The following is a 15,379-nucleotide window of genomic DNA, read 5'->3' as shown; positions in this document are numbered from 1 at the left end:
TCATTCCTCCGCTTCGGCCAGGGCCAGGACGATGGCCATGACCGATCCGATGACGACCATGTACACGCCAATGTCGAAGACCAGCGGCGTGGACAGGGTCACGGACCCGATGCCGGGCACATGGACCGGCCACCACAGCGCCGCAAAGAACGCCTTGCCCTGGAACAGGGCCGGCAGGCCGCTCAGGGTCGCGATGAACAGGCCCCAGCCCAGCATCGGGCGGGGGTCCATCCACATGAGCTTGCGCGTGCCACTGGCATCGAAGGCAAACAGGTAAAGCGAGAACGCCACGGCCGCGATCAGCCCGGCGATGAATCCGCCACCCGGCTCGTCGTGGCCCCGCAGCAGCACGAACAGCGAGAAGATCAGCAGCAGCGGCAGAAGAAACCGCGTGGCCGTGCGCAGTATAAGGGAGTCCATTGCGTTCATTTGGCCTTGTCCTCCGCGCGGAACCGGATCATTGCGTAGACGCCGATGGCGGCGAGGCCGATGACGAAGATCTCGCCCAGGGTGTCCAGCGCCCGGAAGTCCACCAGGATCACGTTGACGATGTTGCGGCCGTGGCCCTCGGGTTCACTCCATTCCACCAGCGTGTCCGAAATGGGGTCCGTCACGGTGACGTCGTTCACCGCCAGGATCAGCAGGGTCATCAACCCGCCCAGGGAGAGGGCGACCACGGCGTCGCGGATGCGCGTGGCCGGCGCGGAGTAGTTGAGGAACCCGGGCAGGCGGAATAGCACCAGCACCAGCAGAATCACGGTCAGCGTCTCCACCATGATCTGGGTGGTGCCGAGATCCGGCGCACTGAACAGCACGTAGATCAGGGCGATGCCGAAACCGACGATCCCCAGGGTCGCCACGGCGCCGAGCCGGGACGAGGTCACCGAGGCGAACAGCGCCCCGGCCACGACCAGGGCGGCGATGACCGCCTCGTACACGTTGAAGTCCATCACGCCAAGCGGGATCGGCGTGTCGGTATGCACCAGCAGCGTCCAGCCGGTGAGGCCGACAATGGTGAGCACGATGGTGATGAGGTAGTTGCTCATGGAGCCGTTCTGCAGCAAACGCGTCTGCCACTCGGCCACCGCCACAATGGCGTCCATGAAGCGCTCGTAGCCACGCTCGGCACCGAAGCGGTCGATGAAGGTCAGACGCTTGAACAGCGCCAGCGCCGCATCCCACTTCCAGAACAGCACCAGACCGAGGGCGACCGCAGCGATGCTCATCATCAGGGGCAGATTGAACCCGTGCCACAGGTACAGCTCCACCGCGATGGGCTCACCGTAGACCGCGCCTACCGCTGACTGCACCAGCGCTGCTGCCGGAATGAAACCGGCCAGCCCGAAGATCAGGCTCAGTGTCGCCAGGATCACCGGGCCAATCAGCATGGACAGGGGCGCCTCGTGGGGCGTCTTGGGCGTCTCCTTGCGCTCGCCCAGGAAGGGGCGCAGGGCGAACACCGCGGCCATGGTGACAATCATGATGGCGGAGAGCACCGCCAGAATCGCCAGGAAGGTGGTTAGTGCGTCCGCCTCCAGCACCGCCTCGAACATCAGCTCCTTGGCGATGAAGCCGAACAGCGGCGGCAGACCGGCCAGGGAGAGGGCGGCCACACACGCGGCAATGAAGGTGATGGGCATCAGCTTGCGCAGCCCGCCCATCTTCGTCACGTCCTTGGTGCCAGTCTCGTGGTCCAGGGCGCCGGCGAGCATGAACAGTGCCGCCTTGTAGAGCGCATGGGCGAGCAGGAAAGTCATGGCCGCGATGATGGCGCCTTCCGTGCCGATGCCGATCAGCATGGTCAGCGTGCCCAGCGCCATGATGGTGGTATAGGCGAGAATCGCCTTCACGCCGGTGCTGCGCAGCGCCATGATCGAGCCGGTCAGCATGGTCAGGGCGCCGAAGATGCCCAGCATGTAGAACCACAGCTCACTCTCGCCCAGGGCCGGATTCAGCCGGGCCATGAGATAGACGCCGGCTTTCACCATGGTGGCGGAGTGCAGGAACGCCGACACCGGCGTCGGCGCGGCCATGGCGTTGGGCAACCAGAAATGGAATGGCACCTGTGCCGACTTGGTGAACGTCCCGAACAGGATCGCCAGCAGCATGCCAATGAAGAACGGGTACTCATGGATGCCGTCCGCCGCGAGAATTCCCGACAGCGTGAACTCGCCGCCCGCGGCCACCGCCAGCATCAGCAGGCCGGCCATCAGCGCCAGGCCGCCGCCGACGGTGACAATCAGACCCTGCAGCGCCAGCCAGCGCACGTTCCGGTCTTCGTGGTTGAAGCCGATCAACAGGTAGGACGTGATGCTGGTGAGCTCCCAGAAGACGAACATCGTGATGATGTTGTCCGACAGCACGAGCCCGAGCATGGAGCCCATGAACGCGAACATGATCGCGTAGAACCGCGGCAGCCGCTCGTCGCCATGCAAGTAGCCGCCGGCATAGATGATGATGAACGTGCCGATGCCGGAGATGAGCAGGGCGAACAGCAGGCTGAGGCCGTCCACCAGAAAGCTCATGTTGATCTCGAGGCCGGGAATCCACGGATAGTGGATGGTGATCGCCTCGCCCTGGGCGATTTCGGGAACCCACCCGAGGAAGTAGACGAACAGCGCGGCCGGCGCCAGTGCCAGCACCCAGTTGGCGCGGTCACCCAGCGAGCGTGTCAGCCAGGGCGCCAGAAGGCACACAATGAAACCCGAGAGTACGGCTAGAAGCATTGCTGGTGGACACCCCGTATTGAGCCGGCACGGCCGAGACCGGCGGCCGTATCAACAGCGCGCCGTGGCGCATTGCCACGGCGCGATCCGAATGCCACCCCGCCGGATGGCGGGGCGCGCGCGTACATGGAAGCAGCCCGAGACCTTATCGGAGCCGCCCCCGGGAGGCAACCGCCCTCAGGCGATCGTGATCGAGGAGTCCAGGTAGACGTCCTGGATGGCGTGAAGCAGCTGAACCCCCTCATTACGCGGCTTCTGGAACGCCTTACGCCCGGATATCAGGCCCATGCCCCCGGCGCGTTTGTTGATGACGGCGGTGCGCACGGCGTCGGCCATGTCAGTCGCGCCGGAGCCGCCGCCGGAGTTGATCAGACCGGCCCGCCCCATGTAGCAGGTCGCCACCTGGTAACGGACCAGGTCGATGGGGTTGTCGGTGGTCAGTTGCTCGTACACGGACTTGTGGGTCTTGCCGTGGCCCACGGCCGGGTAGCCGCCGTTGTTCTCGGCCATCTTCTGTTTGACGATGTCCGCGTTGATGGTCGCCGCCAGGTGGTTGGCCTGACCGGTAAGGTCGGCAGAGACATGATAGTCGGTGCCGTCCTTCTTGAACTCCGGGTTGCGGAGGTACGCCCACAGCACCGTCGCCATGCCCAGTTCGTGGGCGTGTGCAAACGCCTCACTGATCTCCTGGATCTGCCGGCGCGATTCCTCCGAGCCGAAATAGATGGTGGCGCCCACAGCCACTGCACCCATGTCGAAAGCCTGATCGACACTGGCGAACAGCGTCTGGTCGTAGACTTCCGGGTAGGTCAGCAGCTCGTTGTGGTTGATCTTGACGATGAACGGGATCCGGTGCGCGTAGCGCCGGGCCACGGAGCTCAGCACCCCCAGGGTAGAGGCCACCGCGTTGCACTCGCCCTCCATGGCCAGACGGACGATGTTCTCCGGGTCGAAGCAGGCGGGGTTCGGGCCGAACGACGCACCAGCGGAGTGTTCGATGCCCTGGTCAACGGGTAGAATGGAAAGATAGCCTGTGCCACCCAGCCGACCGTTATCGAACAGTGTCTGCAGGCTGCGTAGCACACCGGGCTTGCGGTCCTTGTCCATGACCACCCGTTCCACGTAATCGGAGCCGGGGAGATGCAGGCTCTCCCGCGGGATGCCTTCGCAGCGGTGGTTCAGCAGCGCTTCGGCCTCGTCGCCCAGCAGGGCCTGAATGTCCGTCATTCCTGATGTCTCCCCTGTTTCACGTCAAGTCAGGGCGCCGATTATAGGGGTTTTGGGCCGCGTCAGTAACCGGATGTGGTGGCTGTGATGCGATTCACAGTGGTGTTGCTGCGCATCACCTATAAATAGTACACGTTCAACAGGCTGTGCCATCCGGCGTCAACGCCACGGGAATCACCATGTCATCCGATCGCAAGGTTGTGAACCTCGGTCAGTCCGCCGCGCGCGGCCGCGAGACCGCCCTTTACGCCCGATTCCGCGCGCTGGCGGATGAGCGCCTGGCGGCACTGCTGCGGCATATGCTCGATCATACCGATGATGCCCTGTTCGAGCGTGCGGAGAAGGCGGGCAGCAACCAGGAGCAGCAGCTGTTCTTCGAGGCCATGCGCGAGGTTCGCCGCGGTCGGCAGGAGTTCGAAGCGCGCTTCCGCAAGGGGATTGACGACGCCCACACCGGCGCCCCCATGCCGGGGCGCCACGGCGCTGCTGACGACACCGGCGAGCCAGAGGTGCTCAGTCTGGTGGATGACCAGGATCTGGAGGAGCGCCTCGCCATCGACGGCATGATCTCCAAGGCCAGAACGCGCTCCAGTGAGGCGCTGGCGCATCTTTGTGCGCGTCTCGATGCGGATGCCGGCCGGGACTGGGCCACGGCGGAAACCAACCCGGTGGATCCCGCACGCATCTGCGCCACGCTCGAGCAGGCGGCTGCGGCGTTGCGCATGGATATCCAGCCGCGCCTGATCGTCTACAAGCTCTTCGACCGCTACGTCATTGGTCATCTCGGTGGGCTCTATCAGGAGCTCAACCAGCTCTTCATCGATGCGGGCGTGCGCGCGCAGATCCGGCCCGGGGGGGCGCGACCTGCAGAGCAGGGTCATGCCCCGGCGCCGCGGACACAGGGTGGCACCACGTCACGCTCCGGGGGTCTGCCGGACCGCGACGCGGAAGAAGCCTTTGCCGTGTTGCAGAACCTGCTGGCCGCGGGTCGCGACACCGGCGAGTGGTCCGGCACCGGCTATGCCGCGCCGGGCACGACGGCGAACGTCGCCGACGTGCTGCAGGCGCTGTCCGGGCTGCAGACCGAGGCGCCGGCGGGAGAGGGAGTCCAGGGCGAGACCGTCGTCCCCCTGCGGCCCGGCGTGCTCAAGCAGCAGGTGCGCCAGCAGCTCACCAGCAGCGGCGGCGGCAATGCCGACCTCGGTCAGGCCGAGGACGACACCATCGATATCGTCAGTCTGCTGTTCGACGCCGTACTGGACGACCCCAACCTGCCCGACAGCATCAAGGCGCTGCTGGCGCGGCTGCAGATTCCCGTGCTCAAGGTGGCGTTGCTGGATCGCGCGTTCTTTACCCGTCGTGACCATCCCGCGCGGCGCCTGATCAATGAAATGGCACGGGCCGGCGTGGGCTGGACAGACAGCGGCCGTCCCGGCGGCGATCCGCTCTACCAGGCCATCGAGGGTATCGTCACTCGACTGCTGGAGGAGTTCATCGACGACGTGTCGGTGTTCGACAATGCGCTCCACGAGTTTCGCCAGTACCTGGAGGACGATCGCGCCAGGGCCCGGCAGATCGAGGAACGCACCCGTCAGGCGGCCGAGGGCAAGGCGCGTGTCGATACCGCCAAGGAGCACGTGGATGCCGCCCTGCGCGAGCGGGTCGGCCACCGGCAGCTTCCGGACTGCGCGCACCGGCTGCTCTACGAGGGGTGGTCGCAGGTGCTGTTCATCTCCCTTCTGCGCGAGGGCGCGGATAGTGACGGCTGGCGCCACAAGCTGGGTGTTGTAGACCGGCTGCTCTGGAGTCTGGACCCGAAGCCCGACCACGCCTCGCGCAAGCAGCTCGTCACCGAGATTCCGCCGTTGCTGCATGACCTGCGCTCGGAGCTGAACGCGGTCATGTTCAACCCCATTGAAATGACCAAGCTGTTCAAGGCGCTGGAGCATGAACACATCCAGACGCTCTCCCGTGGCCGGGATCAGGCACCGCCTGATCCTGCGCCCCAGGCTTTCAAGCCGGCGGACGAAGCCGGGCACGAAGTGACCGGGCCCGAAGACAGCGACGAGCTGGCACCATATCGCGAGCGGCTTGATCAGGTCGCCGTCGGCACATGGTTCGAGTTCCGCCAGGACAGCGGCAAACATCTGCGCGCCAAGCTCTCGGCGCGGCTGAGTGGCGGCGAGCGGCTCATTTTTGTCAACCGCGCCGGCTTCAAGCTCGCCGACCGCCGCCGTGACGAACTGGCGGATGCGCTGCGCCGGGAGACGGTGCTGATGCTCGATGACAACATGCTCTTCGACAAGGCCCTGGAGAACGTAGTGTCCAATCTGCGGGCCATGCGGGACGCCCGCTGATCCCGCGTCGATCCACCGGAGCACCGGACTGGCCTCCCGGCGCTCTTTCCGTAGAATAGGGTGCGTTTCTCTCAGGGAAAGGCCATGCGCACCTTACGTCGACTCGTTCGTATCCCGCTGTTGTTCGTCCATGTCAGTCTCGGCGTCGTGGTGATCCTCGCCGCCACGGGGTGGGATCGCCTGCGTCGCCGGCCGCTCCACGAGGGGCTGGCGCGGGGCATGCAGGTGTTCTGGTGCTGGAGCATCTGCCGGTTGCTGGGTGTGCGTATCCACGTGCAGGGCGCGCCAGCGGTGGAGCCTCCGGCACTGTTTGTCAGCAACCACCTCTCGTGGCTGGACATTCTCGTCATCAGTGCACGATGGCCTGTGTCGTTCCTCAGCAAGTCCGAAGTACGCGCCTGGCCGGGAATCGGTGCGGTTGCCACGGCTCTGGGTACCCTCTACATCGAGCGCGGCGCACGTAATGCATCCGGGCAGGCCAATGCTGTCATGGCGCAGCGCCTGAACGAGGGGTATCGGGTGATCTTCTTCCCGGAGGGTACGACCAGCCCTGGCGGTGAACTGCTGCCGTTCCGGCCGCGGCTCTATCAGGCGGCTCTGGACGCGGAAGCACCGGTGCAGCCAGTCACTCTGTTGTATAGGAACGCGGAAGGCGAGTTGAGCGATGCCGCGCCATTCGTGAACAATGACCCACTGATCCGGCACGTCGTCCGCCTGGCCGGTGAGCCACGCACCGACTGCCGTGTCTATGTCTGCAACGCGATCGACGTGGAAGGGCGCAAGCGCAGTGAGCTTTCCGCGCTCAGCCGTGCGGCCATGGCCAACGCGCTGGGGCTGCAGGACGCCGCCGGTGCCGACAACGGTCGCGTCTCCCGGGAGGATCGGGCGAACGCGCAGGAGTCCGCGACCGAGACACAGTAGTCCGATGGTGGACCTGAAGGTCCACCCGACGTCCGCGCGGGTCCCACGACACCCGTAGGGTGGACCTTCAGGTCCACCATGGCCGTTTGTTCCCATCCCGAATTGGCAGCAGCACCCGTAGGGTGGACGTTCACGTCCACCGTTCTTCCCGTAATGCCATCAGCCGCAGGGGATGTCGCCCCCGATGATGGGCAACCGCCTCCCTTGTCATCGCATTGGCAGGCTGGTACTTTGTGAATCCATATATATGGATATACGAATATGCGTGATCCCGAACAGTTCTTCCGCGCTCTGTCCGATCCAACCCGGCTGCGTTGTCTGTTGCTGCTGGTGACTGAAGAGCGGCTGTGCGTGTGCGAGTTCGTGCACGCCCTTGGCCTGTCGCAACCCCGCGTGTCGCGCCATCTGGCGCAGCTGCGCGATCTGGGCATCGTCACCGATATGCGCCGCGGGCAATGGGTGCATTACAGCCTGCATCCCGACCTGCCCGAGTGGGCGCGGGAGGTGCTGGAAGCGGTGTTTCGGGCCGAGGCCCTGGACGACGTGCGCCAGCGCCTGGCCACCATGCCCAACCGCCCGGCGATCAGCTGCGACTGAATCGGGAGTAGGGAGCGCTTATGAACATCCTGTTTCTCTGCGCCGGCAGCTCCTGCCAGTCTCAGATGGCGGAAGGCTTTGCCAGGAATATGGCAGGCGCGAATCTCGTTGTTCAGTCCGCCGGTATTGAGGCGCACGGGCAGAACGAGAGGGCCGTCGCAGCCATGGATGAGCTGGGCATCGACATCACCGCGCAGGCGTCCACGCAGCTCACCGACGCCATGCTGGACGAGGCCGACCTGGTGGTTACGGTATGCGGTCACGCGGATGAGCACTGCCCGCTGCTGCCGCCGCAGACGCGTAAGCTCCACTGGCCGCTGGAGGACCCGGCCCGGGCGACCATTACAGAGGCCAGAGCGCGCATCGAACAGCACGACCCGCCATCCGAACCATGCAACGGAGCACCCTATGAGCGAATCGGAAACCACGACCGACGACGCCCCCGACATCCGCGAGGGCATGGGGGTGTTCGAGCGCTACCTCTCCATCTGGGTGGCCCTGGCGATTATGGTGGGGGTGGCGCTCGGACAGCTTGCGCCGACGGTCCCGGATGCCCTGTCGCAGTTCGAGTACGCTCAGGTCTCCATCCCCGTGGCCATCCTCATCTGGGCCATGATCTTCCCGATGATGGTGCAGATCGACTTCTCGTCGATCCTCGGCGTGCGCCGGCAGCCCAAGGGGTTGGCCATCACCACCACGGTGAACTGGCTGATCAAGCCGTTCACCATGTTTGCCATCGCCTGGTTCTTCCTGATCATCCTGTTCGAGCCCCTGATCCCGGGCGGGCTTGCGCGCGAGTACCTGGCCGGCGCCATTCTGCTGGGCGCTGCGCCGTGCACGGCCATGGTGTTCGTCTGGAGCCATCTCACCCGCGGCGACGCGGCCTACACCCTCGTGCAGGTGTCGGTGAACGACGTCATCATGCTGTTCGCCTTCGCCCCCATCGTCATGCTGCTGCTGGGGCTGTCCGACATCATCGTGCCCTGGGAGACCATGGCGCTGTCGGTGTTTCTCTACATTGTCATCCCGCTGACCGCCGGCTATATCACCCGTGTCACGCTGATTCGGCGCCGGGGCAGCGAGTGGTTCGGCAACGTGTTCATGAAGCGGCTGGCCCCGGTGACCCCCATCGGCCTGATCCTGACGCTGGTGCTGCTGTTCTCGTTCCAGGGCGAGGTGATTCTCAACAATCCGCTGCACATCGCGCTGATCGCCGTTCCGCTGATCGTGCAGACGTTCCTGATCTTCTTCATCGCCTACGGCTGGGCCAGGGCGTGGCGGGTGCCCCACAACGTGGCGGCACCGGGTGCAATGATCGGCGCGAGCAACTTCTTTGAGCTGGCCGTGGCCGCCGCCATCGCCCTGTTCGGCGTGCATTCCGGTGCCGCGCTCGCCACCGTGGTCGGCGTGCTGGTGGAGGTGCCGCTGATGCTGGTGCTGGTGAAAATCGCCAACCGCACCCGCCACCGGTTCCCGGCCGCCGCGCAGCAGCGGGCGGGCGCCGGCTGAACCGCCGGGTGCCAGGGAGGCGGTGCCCATTGCTGCCACGTAGGAGCGACTTCAGTCACGACCCGATCACATCCGGATCCGGAGCTCTGCAATGCCCAACGACATGCCGAATATCCAGGACGCCTACCTGGATCGTCCCTCCATCGACCGCCTGCAGGTGACGGGGCCGTCCACGCACAAGCCGCGCATCCTGCTGCTCTACGGCTCCCTGCGCGAGCGCTCCTACAGCCGGCTAATGGCGGAGGAGGCGGCGCGGATTCTCGAGGCGTTCGGCGCCGAGACGCGATTCTTCAATCCGTCGGGGCTGCCGCTTCCGGACGACGCACCGGCGGGTCATCCCAAGGTGGTGGAGCTGCGCAAGCTGTCCGAGTGGTCGGAAGGGCAGGTGAGGAACTGGTCAAGTTCACGCTTCTCACCCGCGACATCAGCGACTACCTGGTGGACCGCTACAGCGAACGCCTGGCCGACGATCGCCCGGTCCAGGTGGCCAGTCCGTAGGCGGCCTGTAGATGGTGGACCTGAAGGTCCACCCTACGGGGGCTAGGCGGATGCTTCTTGGTAATAATGGTGGACGTGAACGTCCACCCTACGGATCGGCAACCGGTCCGGCGCTGGCGTAGGGTGGACGTTCACGTCCACCGTTCTTCCCGGAGAGCCCGCAGCACCCGCCGGGTGGACGTTCAAGCCCACCATCAACTCCCAACCGCCGTTCAATCGTCCGACACGAGTTCGTCGATCTCAAGATCGTGGTCCCCGCTGCCGATCCCGCCGCCGTCCGAGGCCGTCCCGTCGAGGATGTTGTACTTGTCACATTCGGCGAGTGTCACGACCATGGATAACGGGTTTCCGTCCGCCGAGATCGACAGGTCGCCGAACCGGGCGCCTTCTTCGCAGCTATCTGGTGCAGAGCCGCCACCAAATAAACCTTCGGAGTTCACCCAATCGAAAGGATTTTCTTCCGAACGTATGCGGTCCTGATTGGGTAGCCCCCAGAATTTACCCAGGTCCGGATGGAAGAACTGGTAAGTGTGCCGCGGGGCGGAATCGTCCCCTGCCAGTTCGCTCAGCAGCTTGAACGTCTGGCCGGATCCCTCGTGGGTCAGCTCGACGGCGCGGACGTTCGCGGGTGGGTCCGTATCCTCACTGGCGCGGTTCATGCCGTTCATCGTGAACTCTTCGCCCCGCCATTTTACGGTGACGTCCGAGAACGTGACGGTCTGCTCCGGCGGGACCATGCTGGGAATGTCATCCGGTTGGATATTCGCGATAGTGGAGAATCCACTCGAGGCCTCAGACCACTCGAATTCACCCGAGACGGTGATGGGGCCGCCGTCGGTGGTGGGGTAATTCTTCACGCAGATGTCATTGAACTCACCACGTCCTGCCTGGTACCCGTCGGTCAGTTCGTATTCCCATTCGCCAGGACCGTCTTCGCCTTCGCACTTATCGCCGAAACCGAACCCCTGTTCCCAGGGTAGGTCATCCAGCTCCCCATCCTCGTCAATGTCATCGATTGAAACCCCCGCCTGTTCTGCTATCGCTCCATATTCCACGAGCCAGAACACTGTGCCGTGGAAGAGCGAATGCGACGTGTGGCCTACGTGCCACAGCATGTAGGCGGTATCCACCGCGATCTGCGCGTCCTGCGGCGCGTTGTTGTCTGCTGTGGTGAAGGTGGCTGTGGTGGTGTCCGAGGAGATCGTGGCCCACCCGGTTTCGCCGTCGTAGTCGCCGTCCAGGTCAAGTTCCCCGGCAAAGTCCACGCTGGGGAAGTCGCCCAGCGGTTCACTCGGGCTTCCGCTTGAGCCGCTCCCGGAATCCGATCCGGAACTGAGACAGGCGGTGAGCAGAAGCGGTGACAGAAGGCCCCCCGAGATCGTCCCTAATTTCCTGTTGCCCATGATCGTCCCCTTCTATGGTGTTGATTCTTATGGTGCCGCGACGCTTGCCTGGCGCGGTGAGGCCGCTACAGATCGGCATGCCTGGAGCGGAGGGTCGACTGTGCCAGCTCGGACCTTACAGCCGCCTTACACCGACGTGACGGAGGGCCACGAGTTGGGGCCAGGTCATGCAGCCCGCGTAGGGTGGACGTTCACATCCGCCATCAACGCCCAGCCGCTGTTCAATCGCGAGACCGATCTCAATGCCGATGCGGGCTTGTAAGGCGTTTGTAAGGCCGCCGGCTTCACACTAGTTAAACGCACAGGAACGGAGACTTGGGCATGAAAGATTTTCAGGTGGGCGGCGTAGTCGGGTTGTTACGGGCAACCTTTCCTTTTCTGGTGTTTCGGTTCCTGATCTATTTCGGGATCACCCTGGCTTATATCCTCGCCACGGGCGTGGGTTCAGGGGCCGGTTACCTGGTGGGGTACATCGGGGACAACCCCGGGGCCGGGGGTGTCTGGGGCGGATTCATCGGCTTCGGGCTCATGGGCGCAGTGGTGTACTGGTTCCGGGAGTACCTGCTGTACCTGGTCAAGGCCGGGCACATCGCGGTGCTGGTGGAGCGCATGGAGGGCAACGAACTGCCCGAAGGCCGCGGGCAGATCGAGCACGCCCAGACGATCGTGCGTGATCGGTTCGTGGAATCCTCGGTGCTGTTCGGACTGGATCAGTTGATCAAGGGCATTCTCAAGGCATTCAACAAAGTCTTCTTCAGCGCCGTCAACATTGTCCCCATTCCAGCACTGCAGGGTCTGGCGCGTTTCGTGGGTACGGTGGTGCGGTTATCGCTCACCTTCCTCGATGAGGTGATTCTTGCCTACAACATCCGCACCCGGTCGGATAACCCCTGGGAGTCCAGCCGGCGAGCGCTGGTGCTCTATGCGCAGAATTACATGGCGTTCCTGAAGAACGCGTTTTTCCTCACGTTCTTCATCTGGGGGCTGACGTTTCTGGTCTTTCTCATCGCCCTGGGGCCGGCGGCCGGTCTGGTGGCTCTGTTTCCGGGCACCGCTGGTGCGCTGACGCTGATGCTGGCCCTGGTTCTGGCCTGGGGGATCAAGGCTGCGGTCATCGAGCCGTTCGCCATGGTCGCGCTCATGCAGGTGTTCTTCCGGGTTACCGAGGGCCAGGAGCCGAACCCGGAATGGGAGGCCAAACTGGACAACGTGTCGGTGGAGTTCGGTAAGCTGAAGAAGCGGGCCGGAGAATGGACCGGATGGGATGCGCAGAAAGGCGCCGGCGAGACAGCGCCGGAAGCCGGATCCGGCCAGCCGTAACGATGACCAATAACGCGACAAGCACAATCGGAGGCACCATGCGAAAGGGCATAGCGGTACTGGGGGCGGCCGGGGCGGGCGCTCTGTTTCTGGCGGGCTGCGCTACCACGGACGTCAGCGGGCAGCACGACCAGAACTACGACTTCGCCAGCGTCGAACGGGTGGCGGTGGTGGCAGTGGAAGGGGCAGATGGCAGCGAAGCCGCCCAGAACCAGGTGGCGGGGATGTTCAACGAGTCACTGCTCCGCAAGGGTTACAGCCCCGTGGAGCGATCACAGATTCGCGAAGTCATGGATGAACAGGACTTCCAGCACAGCGACGCCACGACCACGAGTGGCGCCGCGGAGCTGGGCCGCATCCTCAATGTGGATACGGCCATTGTCGTGAACGTGCCGCAGTACGGCGACAGCATGAGCATGTCCGCGCAGATGATCGATGTGGACAACGGCGCCGTGGTCTGGTCGGCCTCCGGCAGCGCCGCCAGCCGCGAAGGGCTGTCGAGGCGGTTCGGGCAGTTGCTGGGTGGTGCCAGTGGGGCCGTCGCGGGCCGTGAGGTCGACGGCACCATGGGCGCCGTGATCGGTGGCGCCAGCGGCGCCGTGGCCGGGGATATGGCCGGCGAGGCCATGACGCCGGAGCAGCAGGAGCAGGCCGCGGAGCTGGTGGTGGAGCTGAGCGACAACATGCCGGATCCGGACTAGCTTACAGCAGTAGCCACCCCGCGGCGGCGCACGCCGGCACCAGCAGGTAGACCGGAAACCGTGTGCCCATGAGCAGGCCGAAGGCGACGGCGGCAATGGCGAATTCGGTCAGCCCGGTGATGCCGATACGGATCACCGGGTCCCAGAGTATGGCCGCCAGCAGGCCGACGACGCCGGCGTTCACGCCAGCGACGGCGCGCCGGATCGTGGCGACGCCACTGATTCGGCCCCACCACGGAAGGACGCCCACCAGCAGCAGCGTGCCAGGCAGGAAGATGGCGATGATCGCGATAATGCCACCGATGATGGGCATGTGCGGCTGCGCCTCGGCCCCCAGGTAGCCGGCAAAGCTGAACAGCGGCCCCGGCAGCGCCTGTGCCACACCGTAGCCTGCCAGGAAGCTGCTGCTGTCGACCCCTGCTGGAGCGGCCACTTCCCGCTCCAGCAGTGGCAGTACCACATGCCCGCCACCGAACACGAGCGATCCGGCACGGAAGACGCCGTCGATCAGGCCGGTGAGGCCACCGGGAAAGAGTGCGGCCAGCAGCGGCAGGCCGCCCAGGGCGCCGAAGAACAGCAACAGGCTGATGTTGGCGGTCCGTCGGCCGAGCGGGATTTCGAGGCCGCCGGCGGTGGCCGTGGCCTGCGCCTGCATGGGCAGCACGAATGCCAGCAGCCCGCCAATGATCAGGGCCGAGACCTGGCCGAGCGGGTGGGCCCAGACCAGTGCCACGGCGGTGGCTGCCACCACGATCAACGCCCGCTGCCAGTCCGGCGCCAGCGAGCGTGCCATGTTGATCACCGCCTGAGCCACCACCGCCACTGCGGCCAGTTTCAGGCCGTGTAGCCAGCCGGCGCCTGTCAGCGCCTCTGGCCCTGCGGTGCCGAGAGCGACGGCCAGGCCAATCATGATGATGGCGGAGGGGAGGGTGAAACCGAGCCAGGCCCCGAAGAGCCCGGGAAGGCCGGCGCGAACCAGGCCGATGGCCTGGCCCACCTGGCTGCTGCTGGGGCCGGGAAGGAACTGGCACAGGGCGACGATCTGGCCGTACTGCTGGTCGCTCAGCCACTGGCGCCGCTGGACCAGCGCCTCGCGGTAATAGCCGAGATGGGCGACAGGCCCACCGAAGGAGCTCAGGCCCAGGCCGAGAAAGACCAGAAAGACCTCCAGCGCCGAGCGGCGCCGTACTTCCGGTCCCAGGCCCATGGTTACTCCTTCAGCATGAGCTGTTCCAGCAGTGCCTTCTGTGCATGCAGGCGGTTCTCCGCCTCATCCCAGACCACCGACTGCGGCCCGTCGATGACGTCGGCGTCCACTTCCTCGCCGCGGTGGGCGGGCAGGCAGTGCATGAACAGCGCGTCGTCCGCCGCCGCTGCCATCAGTGCCGCAGTGACGCGGTAGGGCGCAAACGCCAGCTCCCGGCGTTTCTGTTCTTCCTCCTGGCCCATGCTGGCCCAGACGTCGGTCACCACCAGATCCGCACCGGCAACGGCTTCTGCCGGTTCACGGTGGACGGAGACGCGCTCCGGCGCTGTGGCCACGATGTCCGGGTCCGGGTCGAAGCCTTCCGGGCAGCCGATGCGCAGCTGGAAGTCGAACAGTGCGGCTGCGTTGATGTAGGAGTGACACATGTTGTTGCCATCACCGATCCACGCCACCGTACGCCCCTGGATGCTGCCGCGGTGCTCCACGAAGGTCTGGATGTCCGCCAGCAGCTGACACGGGTGGAAGCTGTCCGACAGCCCGTTGATCACCGGTACGGCGGAGTAGGCCGCAAACCGCTCCAGTGTGTCGTGGGCGAATGTCCGGATCATGACAGCGTCGACCATGCGCGAGAGCACCCGCGCGGTGTCCTCCACCGGTTCGCCGCGTCCGAGCTGACTGTCCCGGGGGCTGAGGAAGATGGCGCTGCCGCCGAGCTGGTTCATGCCCGCCTCGAAGGAGACTCGGGTGCGGGTGGACGACTTCTCGAACACCATGCCGAGCACCTTGCCGCGCAGCGGTTCGTGCAGCTCGCCGCGCTCGCGCAGCGCCTTCAGGTCCCGCGCGCGGCGGATGAGCTGGTGCAGGGCGTCCGGGGTGAAATCCCGCAGGGTGAGAAAATGACCGGCGGTCATGG

General features: G+C 65.2%; 12 protein-coding genes and 2 pseudogenes. 8 read left to right on the top strand and 6 right to left on the bottom strand.

Going from position 1 to position 15,379, the window contains the following annotated elements; all coding sequences use genetic code 11:
• The 3 genes from ACNSTU_RS13880 to ACNSTU_RS13870 all read right to left on the bottom strand — a co-directional run bounded on the left by ACNSTU_RS13880 (nt 1) and on the right by ACNSTU_RS13870 (nt 3,953).
• A complete protein-coding gene (locus ACNSTU_RS13880) occupies nt 1–429 on the bottom strand; it encodes a Na+/H+ antiporter subunit B (protein ID WP_290630391.1) in 429 nt (142 codons plus the stop codon).
• Nucleotides 426–2,726, bottom strand: coding sequence for a putative monovalent cation/H+ antiporter subunit A (locus ACNSTU_RS13875; RefSeq protein WP_290637192.1), 2,301 nt, complete (start codon nt 2,724–2,726; stop codon nt 426–428). The genes ACNSTU_RS13880 and ACNSTU_RS13875 overlap by 4 nt, the downstream gene beginning before the upstream one ends.
• Before the next feature lie 177 nt (nt 2,727–2,903).
• Complete coding sequence (locus ACNSTU_RS13870) at nt 2,904–3,953, bottom strand: class I fructose-bisphosphate aldolase (RefSeq protein WP_290632298.1); 1,050 nt, start codon at nt 3,951–3,953, stop codon at nt 2,904–2,906.
• A 179-nt stretch (nt 3,954–4,132) separates the two neighbouring features.
• Between ACNSTU_RS13870 and ACNSTU_RS13865 the strand changes: the two genes are divergently transcribed.
• The 6 genes and pseudogenes from ACNSTU_RS13865 to ACNSTU_RS13840 form a co-directional block, all read left to right on the top strand.
• Nucleotides 4,133–6,310, top strand: a complete 2,178-nt coding sequence (locus ACNSTU_RS13865) for a DUF1631 domain-containing protein (RefSeq protein ID WP_290637190.1) — start codon at nt 4,133–4,135, stop codon at nt 6,308–6,310.
• A gap of 84 nt (nt 6,311–6,394) precedes the next feature.
• The gene (locus ACNSTU_RS13860; RefSeq protein WP_418212503.1) at nt 6,395–7,231 is read left to right on the top strand and encodes a lysophospholipid acyltransferase family protein; all 837 of its coding nucleotides are present in this window, start codon (nt 6,395–6,397) and stop codon (nt 7,229–7,231) included.
• A 261-nt stretch (nt 7,232–7,492) separates the two neighbouring features.
• A complete protein-coding gene (locus ACNSTU_RS13855) occupies nt 7,493–7,828 on the top strand; it encodes a metalloregulator ArsR/SmtB family transcription factor (protein ID WP_290632537.1) in 336 nt (111 codons plus the stop codon).
• A gap of 20 nt (nt 7,829–7,848) precedes the next feature.
• Nucleotides 7,849–8,163, top strand: a pseudogene (locus ACNSTU_RS13850) (arsenate reductase ArsC); the annotation flags it as partial.
• Between the two features lie 73 nt (nt 8,164–8,236).
• A complete protein-coding gene (arsB, locus tag ACNSTU_RS13845) occupies nt 8,237–9,337 on the top strand; it encodes an ACR3 family arsenite efflux transporter (RefSeq protein WP_418212502.1) in 1,101 nt (366 codons plus the stop codon).
• Between the two features lie 91 nt (nt 9,338–9,428).
• A pseudogene (locus tag ACNSTU_RS13840) lies at nt 9,429–9,740 on the top strand (NAD(P)H-dependent oxidoreductase); the annotation flags it as partial.
• A gap of 307 nt (nt 9,741–10,047) precedes the next feature.
• Here ACNSTU_RS13840 and ACNSTU_RS13835 read toward each other — a convergent pair.
• Nucleotides 10,048–11,238, bottom strand: a complete 1,191-nt coding sequence (locus ACNSTU_RS13835; RefSeq protein WP_418212501.1) for a hypothetical protein — start codon at nt 11,236–11,238, stop codon at nt 10,048–10,050.
• Nucleotides 11,239–11,559: 321 nt separating this feature from the next.
• Between ACNSTU_RS13835 and ACNSTU_RS13830 the strand changes: the two genes are divergently transcribed.
• A complete protein-coding gene (locus ACNSTU_RS13830) occupies nt 11,560–12,558 on the top strand; it encodes a hypothetical protein (protein WP_290637142.1) in 999 nt (332 codons plus the stop codon).
• Between the two features lie 38 nt (nt 12,559–12,596).
• A complete protein-coding gene (locus ACNSTU_RS13825) occupies nt 12,597–13,259 on the top strand; it encodes a CsgG/HfaB family protein (protein ID WP_290637140.1) in 663 nt (220 codons plus the stop codon).
• Nucleotide 13,260: 1 nt separating this feature from the next.
• Here ACNSTU_RS13825 and chrA read toward each other — a convergent pair whose 3' ends face one another.
• A complete protein-coding gene (chrA, locus tag ACNSTU_RS13820) occupies nt 13,261–14,466 on the bottom strand; it encodes a chromate efflux transporter (RefSeq protein ID WP_290637138.1) in 1,206 nt (401 codons plus the stop codon).
• A 2-nt stretch (nt 14,467–14,468) separates the two neighbouring features.
• A complete protein-coding gene (gene argF / locus ACNSTU_RS13815) occupies nt 14,469–15,377 on the bottom strand; it encodes an ornithine carbamoyltransferase (RefSeq protein ID WP_290635596.1) in 909 nt (302 codons plus the stop codon).
• Nucleotides 15,378–15,379 lie beyond the last annotated feature (2 nt).

It is taken from the genome of Aquisalimonas sp. APHAB1-3, assembly GCF_048323695.1.
Lineage (GTDB): Bacteria > Pseudomonadota > Gammaproteobacteria > Nitrococcales > Aquisalimonadaceae > Aquisalimonas.
This window is presented reverse-complemented; position numbering and strand designations above follow the sequence as displayed.

What these genes read in the sequence shown, in the direction of transcription:
- ACNSTU_RS13835 (WP_418212501.1), bottom strand. Translation starts at nt 11,238, where the DNA reads ATGGGCAACAGGAAATTAGGGACGATCTCGGGGGGCCTTCTGTCACCG.
- ACNSTU_RS13860 (WP_418212503.1), top strand. Translation starts at nt 6,395, where the DNA reads ATGCGCACCTTACGTCGACTCGTTCGTATCCCGCTGTTGTTCGTCCAT.
- ACNSTU_RS13865 (WP_290637190.1), top strand. Translation starts at nt 4,133, where the DNA reads ATGTCATCCGATCGCAAGGTTGTGAACCTCGGTCAGTCCGCCGCGCGC.
- ACNSTU_RS13825 (WP_290637140.1), top strand. Translation starts at nt 12,597, where the DNA reads ATGCGAAAGGGCATAGCGGTACTGGGGGCGGCCGGGGCGGGCGCTCTG.
- ACNSTU_RS13855 (WP_290632537.1), top strand. Translation starts at nt 7,493, where the DNA reads ATGCGTGATCCCGAACAGTTCTTCCGCGCTCTGTCCGATCCAACCCGG.
- arsB (WP_418212502.1), top strand. Translation starts at nt 8,237, where the DNA reads ATGAGCGAATCGGAAACCACGACCGACGACGCCCCCGACATCCGCGAG.
- ACNSTU_RS13880 (WP_290630391.1), bottom strand. Translation starts at nt 429, where the DNA reads ATGAACGCAATGGACTCCCTTATACTGCGCACGGCCACGCGGTTTCTT.
- ACNSTU_RS13875 (WP_290637192.1), bottom strand. Translation starts at nt 2,726, where the DNA reads ATGCTTCTAGCCGTACTCTCGGGTTTCATTGTGTGCCTTCTGGCGCCC.
- argF (WP_290635596.1), bottom strand. Translation starts at nt 15,377, where the DNA reads ATGACCGCCGGTCATTTTCTCACCCTGCGGGATTTCACCCCGGACGCC.
- chrA (WP_290637138.1), bottom strand. Translation starts at nt 14,466, where the DNA reads ATGGGCCTGGGACCGGAAGTACGGCGCCGCTCGGCGCTGGAGGTCTTT.
- ACNSTU_RS13830 (WP_290637142.1), top strand. Translation starts at nt 11,560, where the DNA reads ATGAAAGATTTTCAGGTGGGCGGCGTAGTCGGGTTGTTACGGGCAACC.
- ACNSTU_RS13870 (WP_290632298.1), bottom strand. Translation starts at nt 3,953, where the DNA reads ATGACGGACATTCAGGCCCTGCTGGGCGACGAGGCCGAAGCGCTGCTG.